Source organism: Acinetobacter sp. CS-2, from assembly GCF_016599715.1.
Lineage (GTDB): Bacteria > Pseudomonadota > Gammaproteobacteria > Pseudomonadales > Moraxellaceae > Acinetobacter.
The window spans coordinates 2,765,734-2,780,621 of record NZ_CP067019.1; the positions used below are offsets into that span (position 1 = coordinate 2,765,734).

A 14,888-nucleotide genomic window follows, 5' to 3' on the forward strand; every position below is an offset into this window, starting at 1 on the left:
GTTAGCTTTTAAATTAGACGCAAACCCTTATACATTCAGTTGTCACTGCATCACAGCATGTTATTTTTTGTTCAACACTAAATTTCAGGCATAAAAAAGCACCCCAAGTGGAGTGCTTTTCAATTTAATCTAAAAGATTAAATTATTTAACCATGTCAGCAATTGCTGCACGTTCTTCTTCTAACTCGTTAAGAGTGAAGTTGATACGCTCACGGCTGAATTCGTCGATTTCAAGACCTTGAACGATCTTGTATTCGCCATTTTCACAAGTTACAGGGAAACCGAACATTACGCCTTCAGGGATACCGTAAGAACCGTCAGAAGGAATACCCATAGTTACCCATTCGCCGTTTGTGCCAAGAGCCCAATCACGCATATGGTCGATTGCAGCGTTTGCAGCAGAAGCAGCAGAAGACAGACCACGTGCTTCGATGATTGCAGCACCACGTTTACCAACAGTTGGAAGGAACACATCTTTGTTCCAAGCAGCATCGTTGATTTTGTCTTTTAAGCTTTCGCCGTTTACAGTTGCAAAACGGTAGTCAGCATACATTGTTGGAGAGTGGTTACCCCAAACAGTCATAGTTTTGATGTCAGAAACTGCAACGCCAGCTTTTTGAGCAAGTTGAGTCAACGCACGGTTGTGGTCAAGACGCAACATTGCTGTGAAGTTTTTCGCTGGAAGATCTGGAGCAGATTTCATTGCGATGTAAGCATTGGTGTTCGCAGGGTTACCTACAACAAGTACTTTAACGTCACGGCTAGCAACTTCGTTTAATGCTTGACCTTGACCGATGAAGATTTCACCGTTCACTTTAAGAAGGTCAGCACGTTCCATACCTGGACCACGTGGACGTGAACCAACTAGAAGAGCGTAGTCAACATCTTTGAATGCAACTTTAGGATCATCAGTACCGATCATGCCAGCCAATAATGGGAAAGCACAGTCGTCAAGTTCCATCATTACGCCTTTAAGCGCAGCTTGAGCTTTCTCAAAAGGAACTTCTAATAATTGAAGAATAACTGGTTGGTCTTTACCCAACATCTCACCGCTAGCGATACGGAATAATAGGCTGTAACCAATTTGACCAGCAGCGCCAGTAACGGCAACGCGAACAGGTTGCTTCATGTAATTATCTCCAATTGAGAGGATCGTCATAATAATTAAATAGCTGTTCTATTTAATCTTAATAATCATAAACGGCAAAGATTGTACTCCAATACTTTGACAGATGCATTTAAAAGAGAATGGATTTCAACAAAAGTATGATAGGAAATATAAATAAAATATATAAAAAAGCTTAGTAAGAACCTTTTATGACCCCAATCTCAACTTTGAATAAGGCTTTCCAGCTGTAAAGGTGGATTTCCTAATCGTGTATTTAAAATTACTGCAATGGTATGTGAAAGAATCTTACGCGTAATTCTATGCGTTAAATGCCATAAATCTTTAGCTCTTACTTTTTGAATGTGAAATCGTTCAGTTAATTGACCTATAACAGTCTCAATTTTTCTACGAGCATTCATGAGCCTCGCCATAGCTTCCTTAGACCTGCTATCAGTCATGTTCTTTCTATAAGGTGTTTGTAAATCAATATCTTGGTACATAAAATAGTGTTTTAATTCAGGTCTTAAGTATCCTTTATCACCACCAAGTAATCCCTGAATATCTTGAGTAATTTCTGGTGCAACATCACGTTCATCACAATGAGCTGGAGCAAAAGTATAGCCTGTAATCATTCCTGAAAAGTTAATAACGATATGTCCTTTGAAACCATAATATTTTTCTTGTTTAGCCGCACAATAACTAAAACCTGCAGATTCTTTGTAAGCGTCCGCTGAATCCCATGCCTATTTTTTAATTTTGGTCGGATTTCCAGCGGTGTGGCAGTAATTCTTCTATTTGGGTCACTTTATGCGTCGGCAGCCTTTTCAGCACATCACTTAAATAGGCATACGGATCCAGTCCATTCAGCTTTGCTGACTGGATTAAAGTCATGATATTGGCAGCTCGTTGGCCGCTGCGCAGCGAACCTGCAAACAGCCAGTTCTTACGTCCCAACGCCCAGGGGCGCATCTGATTTTCAATCCAGTTATTGCAAATCGGTAGATTGCCATCATCCAAATAGCGGCTTAAAGCTGGCCAACGCTTCAGAGTGTAATTGATGGCCTTGGCGGTGGGAGAACTCGATGGCACCGTCAGATGATGTTGGTTGAGCCATTCATATAGTTGTTGCATCACCGGTTGGCTATGCTGTTGTCGGTATTCGCGGCGGTCTTCCGCTGTACCATCCGTCTTTTTCCTGAGTTCTGCTTCTATGGCATACAGTTTCTGAATCAGCACTAATGCCTGTTCAGCGACCTGACTTTTCCCGGTCACATGCAGTTCATGGAATTTACGACGTGCATGGGCCATGCAGCCCACCTCAATGACCTGGCCTGATTTAAAGCGTGCTTTATAACCACTGTAATCATCACAGACCAGATGACCCTGCCAGCCTTTCAGGAACTCTTCAGCATGCTGACCTGAACGACTATCCTGAAAGTCATAGATCACCGCTTGAACTGGATTGTACTGTGTGGTGGCATAGGCCCAGACATAACCTTTCTTCGGTTTTTTCTCATCATCACCCATCCGCATGATGGTGACCGGCGTTTCATCGGCATGGATCACCCGCTGTTGCAACACCACCTGTTTTAAGGCATTAGCCAGAGGTTCCAGTTCCACACCGCAGCGACCAATCCAGTCAGATAAAGTGGATCTGGACAGATCAATGCCAGCCCGCTGATAGATCAGGCGCTGACGGTACAGCGGTAAATGATCGGCATACTTCGATACCAGCACATGGCTGAGCAGTTCAGGTGAAGCAATGCCTTTATCAATCACATAGGCAGGCATCGCTTGCTGAGTCAGGGTGTCACACTGATCACAGACCCATTTGCCACGGACATGCTGTTCCTTGTAGAACTGTGCCGGTCTGAAATGCAGTTTTTCACTGATATCTTCGCCGATACGACGTAACTGGCAGCCACAACTGCATTGGGTTGATGCAGGTTCATGCTCAATACGGATGGTGTGTAGATGATCTGGCAGCAGTCGACGTTTAGGTTTGTTGACTGTGGCTTTCTGTGTCGCTGCATGGGTTTTATCTGCATTTAATCGTTCTAATTCCAGATCAACGGCTGCGATATCTTCTTCGACCGCCTCATCCCATAGATGGATTTGTTTTGCGGTGAGATGTTCGTTTTTACTGCCGAATTTATGCTTTTTAAACAGCGCCAGTTCATGCTCGTATTTTTGATTGAGAATAGAAAGATGCTGAACTTTGGCATCCAATTGCTGGTTTGATTTTTCTAATTCTTGATTTGATTGTGCCAGAGACTGATGCTGCATCGCCAACTGCCGGGTAAATTCCAGCAGTTGTTCATGGGTCAGTTGGCTTAAATCAGGCAGCGTATTCATGACCGCAGTATGCCTGAGGTCATGAAGAGAATGAAATAGAACGTTTGGAGGATGGCAGAATAGCCGAGCTTGGTTTAGAGCATCGTGACCACCTGCTGTCGTCCAATGCGCTGCCAAGGCAAACCCTGGATTAATGCCTGTAACTGTTCCGGGTTGAGAGCTACGTTTTCACCCTGGTGAACTTTAGCCCAGTGGAATTTTCCCTGTTCCAGCCGCCTGGCACACAGCCAGATGCCCAGTCCATCATGTACCAGCACTTTCATACGATGGCCACGTTTATTACAGAACAGGTAGGCGCAATGCGGTTTGATTGAGCCAAAGGCTTTCATAATCTGCGCCATGGCCGTATCCATTCCTGCACGCATATCCATGGGCTGAGTAGACAACCAGATTTCATCGATACGGATCATGTTGCCAGCACCTTGAGTAATTCTGCCAAGGCAGGTATTTCTGATACTTGCCATTTCAAGCCAATTTCTGCTTTTGAGTGGGGTAAAGTAATTTGAACTTTTAACATGTCAGTAGGAGTAGGATCTAATGGTGCAGAGCAAGATAAGGCAATAAATGCAGGTTTATTCGGTAGTGGTGAGCGATCACTCCCTGGCTTAGCATCAATTAAGCGAATCCATTTGGATACAAGATTTGTATTCAATCCATGTTGCAAAGCGACTGAAGCAATTGAAACGTCCGGTGCTTTACAAGCCTGAACGATCTGCTGTTTAAATTCAGCACTGTATGTTCTTCGTTTTTTCGCAAGAGGTGCGATGGATGTCTGATTATTTGTAGTCATAAATTTAAGTCCCCACTTGTTTCTAAGTGGGGACTAAATTAAGGCTTATAGGATGAATTCAGAAGGTGTGTTCAGCGGACGCTTACGATTCTTTGAAGTTTTTATGTTTTTTTGCTCTAGCATAACGACAAACAGGTATAGGAAAGCCATCGATAAAATGAATATTATCTAAACCGAAAAAAGATTTTAGTTGTGACATAATCTGTTGACTTACATGCCATAATTTTGCGCAATGTTTGCAAAAATTAGGATAGGAACCTAATTTTGGAAACCATTCAAACCAATTGTTTTTAAAGTAGAACCAGATATTTTTATCAGAATCTAAGCCAAGAAACTCTCCCACAATTTGTATAGTAAGAATTTCAATATCACTTAAAGCGGGTGGAAATCCTCTACTTCTTAAAGGTTGAATGACAATCGCTGAGTAAAATTGCTCTATGATTAAAAATACAGAAATGATAAATTCGTAAATGGACATAACTTGCTTTGCTTTGCTTTTCTTAGTCGAAAATTAAATTGGATTATGTCCTTTTTATTTCAAAGACTTAAAAAGTTGAGATTCGCGTTTTTATGGTAAATAAATTTGGACAGGTATTTTCTACTTCTGCGGAACAGCGCTTGTACTGTCCATTATTTTTGTAGCAAAGTTTCACTTCGGTCAGAATGGCATTTCCCTGGAAAGTCGAACAGCTAAATCTAATGGCATTGGCAGGTAAACTTGGATTCAAACGCAGAAACTGCAGCCGAAGATTGGTCTGATGCATGGCTCGCGTTTCAGGACTGGTTAATTCCTTCGGAATTTTGAGACGTTCAGCATAATTAATGATGGTACGGAAATATTGACTTGAGTTCATCTGTACACATCCGCCAATGCCCCGCCAAAGTTGCATGCGGGCATTTTCATCGGGCATGACTCGTGCCACGACTTTCGCCTGCAAGGGAGATAAAGCCGCAGAGGATGTGGTCCTGCACTCGGTTTCCGAAGTTTCCGGATACAAACCGGAAATATTCAGCGAATAGCCTTCCAGACATTTTCGCTGTTTTGATTTTTGGGCATCAAACATGCATACCGCAGGGGTCATTTGTACCACCATGACATAACCCTGCAAAGGGGCTGCAAAAGTTTGAGGTGCAAACAGCCCTAGTCCAGCACTGCTCACCGCGAACAGCACCCATCTTAGTAAAACTGAAGTTCGCCCAGAAAATATCATCAACAAGTCAGACCTATCAATAAAACTAAAAATTAAGGATTATTTCTTAATGGAATTATATTCATCCGTTTTTCAATCGACTGCGCTCCTTGTCCAAGCAATACTCCATAATGGGTGGCGTTAGTCATGACATGTTTTACATAATCACGTGTTTCGGTTAAGGGAATGGTTTCAGTATATTGATCAGCGGCTATCTGCTGGGCATCCGGTTGCCAACGACGTGCACGGTTTGGACCAGCATTATAGCCAGCCGTTGCCAGCACAGGATTATTGCTGAGCTGGCTCTGAATCATCGACAAATAAAAAGTGCCATAACGAATATTGGTATTCATGTCGGTTAAAGCTGCCGGATTATAAGTTTCGCCCATTTGCCGGGCCACCAGTTTCGCCGTATCCGGCATAATTTGCATCAACCCTCCTGCACCCACATGTGAACGTGCCTGTGAAACAAAACGGCTTTCCTGACGCATCAGACCATAGGCCCATGCAGGATCGATTCCGGCATTTCGACTATGGCTGACCACATAACTTTGATGTGGCATGGCATAACGATAGGAATAATTGTGTCTGGATTCAGTACGGTCAGCCGCGTAAATGGCACGGTCATACCAGCCTATATCCGTCGCACGTTTTGCAGCTGCCAGTAGTAAGCCATCATCATGTTTTAAATAGGCCTGACGCACTGCCCAGTTCCATTCACGATTCACATAACTATCCGGTGCGTTGACACGGCGTAAAGCAAAAGCACGGTTGAAATGAATATTTTGGCTTAAACGCTGCACATCACTATTTGAAGGTTGAACATTATTGGGAATATTATTGTAACTTTGCCCTAACTTATCTCTGGCCAGCAGATTATGGTAATCATCCCCCTGTGCCAATTTTTTGAAAATTTCTTGTGCCACACGTTTAGAGTGAGCATCGCCACGTTGCTCTGAAGCCCGTGCCAACCAGTACTGCCAACGATCTTCCTGCTTTTGGGTTACGCCCATCGCATCAATGGCCCGAATCAGGCTTTCCCATGCACTAAAACGAATGGCTTGACGAGCATAAATTTCCGCTTCTTCTGCACTAAAGGGCAAACCGTAACTGGCATCCAGATAATTCAGTACTTCACGGTTAAAATTGTTTTTCATCACCGTGGTTCCGCCAATATAGCCCACAGTACGATAGAGCGCTTTTTGTACTTGTAGCGGTGTCCCCTCTGCTGCATTTTTAACGGAAGCCATTGCAGTATTTAAGTCGCTATCGGCCAGACGTCCCAGGGCATAAATCAAATAAGCCTGATCTGCACTGGTGGCTTTAGGCACAGACCATAAATAATTTAAAGGATTGGCCTGAATTTGATTGAGCTGTGCAAGTGATAGGCTCAGCCCCAGCGTTTGTGCAGTAGCCAAGGCCAAGCCCGACTGCCCTGCACGAAGCTGTCCCCATAAACGTTGCTGCCTGTCCTGCTCGGTCATTAGGGGACTCGACAGCATCATACGTCCCAAACCGGTACAGGATTCAGGTTGTGAGTTGGTGGCAAGCCAGACATCTTTATATTCAGCAAAAACCAGGGGATCACCCGATTTGGCACGAACTTGGGCAACCGCACAGCTTTCCGCCTGATCCGGATTAGTCACATACTGCAAAATAGGCTGCGCAGTCGCAAAATCTGCCTGCTTGACTTTTTCTTCGACATAATCAGCAGCCAGTTTTTCCGCCATCGCTGATTGCGGATAACGCTGAGCAAAATTGATAATTTGGCTGGCAGGCTGATTAGCCAAATTACTATTCAATAACCAGTATTCCGGATAATAACCCAGCACATCGTTCTGCATCGATGCCTGATATTGTTGTAATAAATCTAAATTTGCAGAATTGGCAGCACGCAAAGCATCATTAAACTGTTCATCAGCCGCATAAGAAATCGAAATAAAACCGGTAGATGCCAAAGCCAAAGCAAGCACTTTATAATAATTTTTATTGATTACCCGATTAAACATATGCCCGCCTTCTGTCATTTAATATTGCCTTGGTCGCACCTAATCATTTTTGAATAGTTTAATTATTATTACACTACTCTACTGTTCTGTTATGTAACCTTATGATTAGACAATATTAATTTTCAATCATTTTTACTTCACAAATCAATATTTTTGCAGCTTTATTTAGAGCTATAAGTTTGGCTTCGATTCCTGCTAAAATATGCGCCTTTCTTGTATTCAAATTGCATTTTTTCAAGATGGCAGTCAGCCTCTTTCTTCCCCTTCAATACTATTAGGCATTGAAAGGAAAAAGAAATATCGCTCGCTGAGTGAGCTTGATACAGTCAGTCTTGAATTGCGATTTCACCGATTTATCCTTTAGGAGCCTACATGACGGTTCAAACCTTCATTCCAAATAGTGCCCAAGCTGCTTCAGAAAACACTGTTACCCAGCCACAGCACACCCCAGCCGACGGTTCAGTGAAAAAACTGTATATCGAAACGCAAGGGTGTCAGATGAATGAGTATGACAGTCATCGTATGGCAGATCTTTTAGGCGACTCGCACGGTTATGTATTGACCACTGACCCAAATGATGCCGATATTCTGCTGATGAATACCTGTTCCATTCGTGAAAAGGCCCAGGAAAAAGTGTTTTCCGAACTGGGTCGCTGGCGCAAGCTGAAAGAAAAAAATCCTGACTTAGTGATTGGGGTCGGCGGTTGTGTAGCTTCTCAGGAAGGTGACAATATTCAGAAACGTGCGCCATATGTCGATATGGTTTTTGGTCCACAAACCTTACACCGTTTACCGCAAATGCTGGATCAGCATTCTGAACAAATTGAAAAACCGAAGAAAGAAAAAATCAAGCTGGTGGATATTTCTTTCCCGGATATCGAAAAATTCGACTTTTTACCTGAACCGCGTGTTGAAGGCTATAAAGCCTTTGTTTCGATTATGGAAGGCTGTTCCAAATACTGTTCTTTCTGCGTAGTCCCTTATACCCGCGGTGAAGAGGTATCGCGTCCTTTAGATGACGTACTGGCGGAAATTGCCGGTCTGGCGGAAAAAGGGGTTCGTGAAATCAGCCTATTAGGTCAGAACGTGAATGGTTATCGCGGCGAAACTTTTGAAGGCAATATCTGCACCTTTGCCGACTTGCTGCGTCTCGTTGCCGAAATTCCGGGCATTGGCCGTTTACGTTATACCACTTCACATCCGCTTGAATTCAATGATGACCTGATTCAGTGCTACCGTGACTTGCCACAAATGGTTTCGCACCTGCACTTGCCGGTACAAAGCGGTTCCAACGATGTGCTGAAAGCGATGAAACGTAACCACACCATCGATGTCTATATCGAAAAAATTAAAAAGCTACGTACCGTCCGTCCGGATATGCATTTATCTTCAGACTTTATTATTGGTTTCCCGGGTGAAACCGATGAGAACTTTGAAGAAACTTATCAATTCATCCAGGATTTGGACTTTGACCATTCTTACAGCTTCATTTATTCAAAACGTCCAGGTACACCCGCTTCAGAACTTGAAGACAATACCCCTGAAGATGTCAAAAAAGAACGGCTGGCCAAAGTTCAGCAATGGATTAAACGCTCAAGCATTGATAAAACTGATGCCATGCTCGGCACCATCCAGCGTGTGCTGATTGAAAAGGTTTCTGACAAAGATCCGAACCTGTTGATTGGTACAGCGGACAATACCCGTCTGGTCTCTTTCATTGGTGATCCGGCCTGGGTTGGGCGTTTTGCAGAGATTGAAATTACCGAAATTAAAACTTTAAATTTTGTTTACGGTGAGCTCTTGAATCTTGAGCCTGACGTGGCGTAATGTAAGGTGATCAGTAAGATCATTTTATAAGGAATTCTCTTGACTGCAGCGATCCGACGTACAGTAACTTTTCCTGGTATTTCAATGGAACGTTTAAAAGGCATGCTGGGTGCTTATAACGGTCATTTGAAACAAATCGAACAGCGTTTAGAGGTCAAAATTTCCCATCGAGGTGATGCTTTTTACATCGATGGTGAGATTGATGCAGTAGAGAGAGCCGAAAGCCTCTTGATGCGTCTACATGAAGAAACTGAAACCAGCCAGCAAGTCAGCGCGGATACTTTGCATCTGATGATTCAGGGCAGTCAGACGGATCGTGAATTGCAGGAAGATCTTTCTGACAATGAACATACCGGTCTCGATGCCGTCTGGTTGCAAACCCGCAAAGGCCGGATTAATCCACGCGGCGCAAATCAAAAGCGTTATGTACAGCGTATTTTGCAAAGCGACATTTCCTTTGGTATAGGCCCTGCTGGTACCGGTAAAACCTATCTTGCCGTGGCTGCTGCGGTAGATATGCTGGAACGTAATGAAATCCAGCGCATCCTGCTGGTTCGTCCTGCGGTTGAAGCCGGGGAAAAACTCGGTTTCTTACCGGGGGATTTAAGCCAGAAAATCGATCCTTATTTGCGCCCGCTTTACGATGCCCTGTATGAAATGCTGGGCTTTGAAAAAGTCGCCAAACTGATTGAACGTCAGGTGATTGAAGTTGCGCCCCTCGCCTATATGCGTGGCCGTACCCTCAACCATTCTTTCGTGATTTTGGATGAAGCGCAAAACACGACGCCAGAACAGATGAAAATGTTCCTGACTCGTTTAGGCTTTGGTTCACGTGCGGTCATTACCGGCGACATCACTCAGGTCGATTTACCTCGCGGTCAGCAATCTGGTTTAGCCCATGCTTTACGTGTACTGGAACCTGTAACCGAAATTCATATCACCCGTTTCCATTCCCGTGACGTGGTTCGTCACCGGTTGGTACAGAAAATTGTCGAAGCCTATGAAGGATGGGACAGTAAACAACACCGTCTTAGTGCTGAAGCACGGGCAGAACGTAAAGCGCGTCAGGAAGCATTGATTGCTGAAAATGATGCTGCTGCCGATGCTCAGGACTAAGATACTTTAAGGATTCATTTTGAAACTTAACCTATCATTGCAACAAGACTACCAGTCACCTGAACTGGTATTAAAACGCGCTTATATTAAAAAAGTCATTGAAACTACACTTCGTTTTATCAATGTCGATCAGGACTGCGAAATCGGGATTGCCTGTGTAGACAATGACGAAAGCCATAAGCTGAATCTGGAGTATCGTCAAAAAGACAAGCCGACCAATGTGCTGTCTTTCCCGAGCGATGTGCCAGAAGAAGTGCTGGCAATGCTGGATGCCCTACCGATTGGTGACCTGGTGATTTGTATTCCTGTGGTTTTACAAGAGGCCATTGATCAGAATAAAACCCCAATTGAGCATTTTACTCATATGCTGGTGCACGGCACCTTACACTTGATGGGCTATGACCATGAAACCTCGAATGAAGAGGCAGAAGAAATGGAAGCATTGGAAATTGAGATTCTGGCGAAGTTAGGATTTAAAAATCCCTATACTGAACAGCAGTAGGTTCTAGCAGCCTTCCCATTTATTAAACCCGATTAATTTCGATTAGTCGGGTTTAATTTATGCCAAATAAGCATAAAATCTTAAAGTAACTCCCCTACTAAATGCCGGAAAAAATGATGAACAGAATTCTTTTCCGACTTTGCCTGATTTCAGCGTTATTTCCTGCATCCCAACTGTATGCCAATGTTGAATCTGTATGTAAGGAAGTAAAGTTCCAGCCAGCAGATAATGCCTGGGTAGGCCATTATTATCTGGAAGGCGTGATGGAAGTCGGCTCTGAGCTTTTACTGCAACCAGGCGGCAAGTTTAAATGGTATCTGGCAGTCGGTGCCTTAGACCAATATACAGAAGGAACCTGGTGGAAAAATGGGACATGTATTGGCTTGAAAGCGGCTCCCCAATACCGCCAATATTTACAAATCTTTCCGACTCGCCTAGACCTTTCAGAAAAAGACTTAAATGTGACATGGCCGGATGGGCGTCAAAAGGGGCACTATGTATTAGCCTCACCTTAAAAGCATAATCAAAATAAATACTTGTCAAACTTTAAAAAGCAGATCAATGCCATTCAATCAATGCACCTCAAATTCAGCTTCAGCCGGGTCAAACCGCCAGGTACGCACAATGCGAAGTTCTGAAATATCTTTCATCCCTTTATCAAAACCACCGAATGGAGCAGCTTTACGTACTGAAGTTTTGGCCGCTTCATCCAGTAAACCATGACCTGAACTTTCAATCAGGCGAATGGCACGAATTCCGCCACTTTTATTTAAGATGACCATTAAACGAACCTCTCCTGCGAGGCGTTGCACTTTGGCTGCATCGGGATAATAGCGGTTACCGTAAAATTCAACTTTTTCACGGAATTTTTCCAAATAGGCGGCTGAAATATCCTGCTTGGCCTGTATACCATCTACGGTTTTAATTTTTTGCTGACGGCTAAAGTTTTGCTGACGTTGCAAATATTGTGCTTCCAGACTTGCCACCATCGCGGCCTTGGCCTGAAACTGGCTATTCAGCTCCTGCATGGCTTTTTTGCGCTGGTTCTGTTCTGCTTCTTTCTTCCAGCTTAAGGTGGTCATCAGCACTTTTTCTTCAAAGCTGAGTTCGCGTTTCTGTTGTAAACGCTCCAGAGTTTCCTGTTGCTGCTCACCGGTCGTTTGCTCAGTCATCGCTGCCGGCATATCGCTCGACATACGGTGTGCTTCACGAAAAGTTCCAGAACCTTGTTGATCTGCCTGTGCCAAAAAATCCGCATGTTCCACCTTGTCATCACTCGGACGTAATGTAACGGCGATCTCTTTGACTGCGGCATCACTTTCTTGCGGCATGGCAAACTGCAAAGTCAAAATAATCAAATGCAAAGCAACAGCTACAATCACTGCGCTTGTGAAAATTGGATCTTTCCACCATGCATGCATTAAAGGTGCGAAACTGATTTTCTTAAGCATCACATTAAACCGACAAAATGTCTGGTCCCCAAACTGCATAAAAGCAGTATAAAATAAACACAGCGTCTAGTTTTGAATGAAGAAATGAGAACTCAGTCAATAAGCACGCTGTAGACAATTAAAATCATGAAAATGGTGCAATTAATTTTGTTAAACTGCAAGGTGGAATATCTGTATTTTTAATACTTTCGACAGAATCTATCGAAGTTTAAGAAGATTAACTCGCTGGGATGCCTTATATGCAAACGCTACTATCCAATATCTCTAAACGTATACGCCAGGTGTATGAAAAGGCTGAAGGGTTTATTGAAGATGAGCGTGAATTTCCCCTTTCTCAAGTTTTTTTAAATGCAACTTTTCAGCGTTTTGTTACTGACAATGTTGCCATGCTGAAAGATCTGCATGCCGACTTGCATGAAGACTGGCTACGCTTATATGCAACGCTTGATGTGAAGGGTTTATACATTACCCTTTCAGTCGATTTGAAACTGGTACAGATGGAACTGAATAAAGATACCCAACTGATTGTGTTTGAACAGATTAGTGACACCCAAGTCATTGAAGCCAAATTCAAAAATATCTTCCAAAAGCTTGCTGTAAAATTTGCTTTATTTTTCTATCAAAAAGTACTCAATCAAGACCCTCTGGGCATGATTCTTGAAAAGTTGAATGTCATTAAAGTAAAAGATGACTTATTGCATCTGGATTTAAACCGATGGTTAGGCAAAAAGCGTTCTATCATTGATACCTTAGCAAAAGTGCATGTCAACCATGCGGTTTTGCGTGAAGCTGAACTGGTGGTCATAGGCAATGTCAACCTGACTGCATTATTCAGAAAAATGTCCGAAGAGCCGATGGAGGTCTGGGAGATTGCGGAAGAATACCAGGACAGCAAAGTCAGTCCGGTTAAGCAAAAATAAATTAGATGATGATTACTGATTAAAAATCTATATTTTTTAGGGAAAAACTACATAAAGATACAGATCGAACAAAATTTCAGATTTTATCTTCATAATCAAAGCGCATAATACCGCTTAAAGACAAGTTTTACATTTTATTCCAAATTCAGAGGAACAATTTACTGATGGCTCACCTTGTATTGAAAACAATTGCGTTGACATCTGGATTAAGCACTACTCTGTTGTTTGCTGGTTTCTCAAGCCAAACCTTCGCCATGAGTCCATTCCAGGCAAGTTATCAATTTAGCTATAATGGCAAAAATCTGGGTTCTGCTACCCGTACATTAAGCAAGTCGGGAAATAACTGGACTTATGTTTTTGCTGCAAAAGCTGCTGGCTTGGCTTCTGCAACAGAAACCAGTTATTTTGGCTTTAATAATGGCCAAATTATTTCCCATACTTTCAGCCGTAGCAGTAAAGTACTCATTCACAATAATACAATGAGTATCAAGTTTAATCCCACAGCTAAAACCATTAATACCAAGAAGGATGACACAGCACGTTCATTTGCCTGGAAAGCTGGTACGCTGGATGAACTGAATGCTGAATTACAACTGCGTGAAGACTTAAAATCATCCGGGCTGAGATCAAGTTATGCGATTGTCGATGCCAAAGAAGTGGAATCACGTCGTTTTGTCAAACAGGGTATGGAAAAGGTAAAAACGTCTTATGGCACTTTCGACACCATTAAAGTAGTGCTCAAGCACAGCAAGCCAAATCGCGATACCATTTTTTGGTTAGCACCTAAACTGGACTACACACCCGTGAAAGTAACCCATCAAGATGGCAAAACTTCCTATGGTTTATTGTTAACAGGTTATAAAGGCCCAACGAGTTAATCGATTTGAGCAATTTCGCTTGCATTTTTTGAGAGCCTTTTTAAAATACGCTTTTGCTTGAAAAAGCATCTGCCCTTAGAGGAATTCTCCCGTGCACGCACTAGAACAGAAAATCTTAAGTGAAGGTATCGTTCTATCTGATCAAGTTCTGAAAGTTGATGCTTTCTTAAATCATCAAATCGACCCTGTATTAATGCAGCAAATTGGCAAAGAATTTGCTGCACGGTTTAAAGATGCAGGGATCACGAAAATTATCACCATTGAAGCTTCTGGTATTGCTCCAGCAGTCATGGCCGGTTTAGAACTTGGTGTGCCTGTGATCTTTGCACGTAAATATCAGTCTTTAACCTTAAAAGATGATTTATACCGTTCCAAAGTGTTCTCGTTCACTAAACAAATTGAAAGTACCATTGCCATTTCCAACAAGCACATCAACTCTAGCGATAAAGCTTTAGTGATTGATGACTTCCTGGCAAATGGTCAGGCTGCTTTAGGTCTTGCCGATTTAATTCATCAAGCAAATGCAGAAGTTGTGGGTATTGGCATTGTAATTGAAAAATCTTTCCAGCCAGGGCGCCAATTGTTACTTGATAAAGGTTACCGTGTTGAATCTTTGGCACGTGTTAAATCTTTAGAAAATGGTACTGTTGAATTTGTCCGTGACTAGAATTTCAACTGAATTTAAAAAGAACGCTCAGGCGTTCTTTTTTATAGGTGTTTGTTTTTAGAATGCATATTTTAT

Annotated in this window: 14 protein-coding genes and 2 pseudogenes; 7 read left to right on the forward strand and 9 right to left on the reverse strand. The window is 42.8% G+C overall.

All coding sequences use genetic code 11. From position 1 onward, the window contains the following. Window positions 1–142: 142 nt before the first annotated feature. The 8 genes and pseudogenes from JFY49_RS13555 to JFY49_RS13590 all read right to left on the reverse strand — a co-directional run bounded on the left by JFY49_RS13555 (window position 143) and on the right by JFY49_RS13590 (window position 7,470). Window positions 143–1,129, reverse strand: coding sequence for a malate dehydrogenase (locus JFY49_RS13555; protein ID WP_200223206.1), 987 nt, complete (start codon window positions 1,127–1,129; stop codon window positions 143–145). Window positions 1,130–1,329: 200 nt separating this feature from the next. Then, window positions 1,330–1,830, reverse strand: a pseudogene (locus tag JFY49_RS13560) (IS982 family transposase); the annotation flags it as partial. Between the two features lie 28 nt (window positions 1,831–1,858). Next, complete coding sequence (tnpC, locus tag JFY49_RS13565) at window positions 1,859–3,463, reverse strand: IS66 family transposase (RefSeq protein ID WP_200222996.1); 1,605 nt, start codon at window positions 3,461–3,463, stop codon at window positions 1,859–1,861. A gap of 74 nt (window positions 3,464–3,537) precedes the next feature. Beyond that, window positions 3,538–3,873: an IS66 family insertion sequence element accessory protein TnpB gene (tnpB, locus tag JFY49_RS13570; protein ID WP_162689812.1), complete on the reverse strand. Its 336-nt coding sequence runs from the start codon at window positions 3,871–3,873 to the stop codon at window positions 3,538–3,540. Further along, entirely contained in the window at window positions 3,870–4,253 is a 384-nt protein-coding gene (gene tnpA / locus JFY49_RS13575) for an IS66-like element accessory protein TnpA (RefSeq protein ID WP_200223207.1), read from the reverse strand. Before tnpA ends, tnpB begins: the two co-directional genes overlap by 4 nt. An 88-nt stretch (window positions 4,254–4,341) precedes the next feature. Continuing rightward, window positions 4,342–4,731, reverse strand: a pseudogene (locus JFY49_RS13580) (IS982 family transposase); the annotation flags it as partial. A 67-nt stretch (window positions 4,732–4,798) separates the two neighbouring features. Continuing rightward, the gene (locus tag JFY49_RS13585) at window positions 4,799–5,464 is read right to left on the reverse strand and encodes a ribonuclease I (protein WP_200224878.1); all 666 of its coding nucleotides are present in this window, start codon (window positions 5,462–5,464) and stop codon (window positions 4,799–4,801) included. Between the two features lie 32 nt (window positions 5,465–5,496). Continuing rightward, window positions 5,497–7,470 carry a lytic transglycosylase domain-containing protein gene (locus JFY49_RS13590; RefSeq protein WP_200223208.1) on the reverse strand — a complete coding sequence of 658 codons (1,974 nt, stop codon included), beginning with the start codon at window positions 7,468–7,470 and terminating at the stop codon, window positions 5,497–5,499. A 354-nt stretch (window positions 7,471–7,824) separates the two neighbouring features. Between JFY49_RS13590 and miaB the strand changes: the two genes are divergently transcribed. From miaB to JFY49_RS13610, 4 genes are all read left to right on the forward strand, one after another. Then, entirely contained in the window at window positions 7,825–9,279 is a 1,455-nt protein-coding gene (gene miaB / locus JFY49_RS13595) for a tRNA (N6-isopentenyl adenosine(37)-C2)-methylthiotransferase MiaB (protein ID WP_166168761.1), read from the forward strand. Between the two features lie 39 nt (window positions 9,280–9,318). Next, window positions 9,319–10,395, forward strand: coding sequence for a PhoH family protein (locus JFY49_RS13600; protein ID WP_200223209.1), 1,077 nt, complete (start codon window positions 9,319–9,321; stop codon window positions 10,393–10,395). A gap of 19 nt (window positions 10,396–10,414) precedes the next feature. After that, window positions 10,415–10,897: an rRNA maturation RNase YbeY gene (gene ybeY / locus JFY49_RS13605; protein ID WP_200223210.1), complete on the forward strand. Its 483-nt coding sequence runs from the start codon at window positions 10,415–10,417 to the stop codon at window positions 10,895–10,897. 116 nt (window positions 10,898–11,013) lie between these two features. Beyond that, the gene (locus JFY49_RS13610) at window positions 11,014–11,412 is read left to right on the forward strand and encodes a hypothetical protein (protein ID WP_200223211.1); all 399 of its coding nucleotides are present in this window, start codon (window positions 11,014–11,016) and stop codon (window positions 11,410–11,412) included. A gap of 57 nt (window positions 11,413–11,469) precedes the next feature. On the opposite strand, the gene JFY49_RS13615 is transcribed toward JFY49_RS13610, so the two are convergent. Further along, window positions 11,470–12,348 carry an energy transducer TonB gene (locus JFY49_RS13615; RefSeq protein WP_200223213.1) on the reverse strand — a complete coding sequence of 293 codons (879 nt, stop codon included), beginning with the start codon at window positions 12,346–12,348 and terminating at the stop codon, window positions 11,470–11,472. 239 nt (window positions 12,349–12,587) lie between these two features. On the opposite strand from JFY49_RS13615, the gene JFY49_RS13620 reads away from it, so the two are divergent. From JFY49_RS13620 to JFY49_RS13630, 3 genes are all read left to right on the forward strand, one after another. Next, window positions 12,588–13,268, forward strand: coding sequence for a hypothetical protein (locus JFY49_RS13620; protein ID WP_166168753.1), 681 nt, complete (start codon window positions 12,588–12,590; stop codon window positions 13,266–13,268). 164 nt (window positions 13,269–13,432) lie between these two features. Beyond that, a complete protein-coding gene (locus tag JFY49_RS13625) occupies window positions 13,433–14,146 on the forward strand; it encodes a DUF3108 domain-containing protein (RefSeq protein ID WP_200223214.1) in 714 nt (237 codons plus the stop codon). A 91-nt stretch (window positions 14,147–14,237) separates the two neighbouring features. Beyond that, complete coding sequence (locus JFY49_RS13630) at window positions 14,238–14,813, forward strand: xanthine phosphoribosyltransferase (protein ID WP_086195739.1); 576 nt, start codon at window positions 14,238–14,240, stop codon at window positions 14,811–14,813. The last annotated feature ends 75 nt before the right edge of the window (window positions 14,814–14,888 follow it).

Bases quoted from the DNA above. Each gene is read 5' to 3' on its own strand.
- JFY49_RS13615 (WP_200223213.1), bottom strand. From the start codon at position 12,348: ATGCTTAAGAAAATCAGTTTCGCACCTTTAATGCATGCATGGTGGAAA.
- tnpB (WP_162689812.1), bottom strand. From the start codon at position 3,873: ATGATCCGTATCGATGAAATCTGGTTGTCTACTCAGCCCATGGATATG.
- tnpA (WP_200223207.1), bottom strand. From the start codon at position 4,253: ATGACTACAAATAATCAGACATCCATCGCACCTCTTGCGAAAAAACGA.
- JFY49_RS13625 (WP_200223214.1), top strand. From the start codon at position 13,433: ATGGCTCACCTTGTATTGAAAACAATTGCGTTGACATCTGGATTAAGC.
- JFY49_RS13620 (WP_166168753.1), top strand. From the start codon at position 12,588: ATGCAAACGCTACTATCCAATATCTCTAAACGTATACGCCAGGTGTAT.
- JFY49_RS13590 (WP_200223208.1), bottom strand. From the start codon at position 7,470: ATGACAGAAGGCGGGCATATGTTTAATCGGGTAATCAATAAAAATTAT.
- JFY49_RS13555 (WP_200223206.1), bottom strand. From the start codon at position 1,129: ATGAAGCAACCTGTTCGCGTTGCCGTTACTGGCGCTGCTGGTCAAATT.
- JFY49_RS13585 (WP_200224878.1), bottom strand. From the start codon at position 5,464: ATGATATTTTCTGGGCGAACTTCAGTTTTACTAAGATGGGTGCTGTTC.
- miaB (WP_166168761.1), top strand. From the start codon at position 7,825: ATGACGGTTCAAACCTTCATTCCAAATAGTGCCCAAGCTGCTTCAGAA.
- JFY49_RS13610 (WP_200223211.1), top strand. From the start codon at position 11,014: ATGAACAGAATTCTTTTCCGACTTTGCCTGATTTCAGCGTTATTTCCT.
- tnpC (WP_200222996.1), bottom strand. From the start codon at position 3,463: ATGAATACGCTGCCTGATTTAAGCCAACTGACCCATGAACAACTGCTG.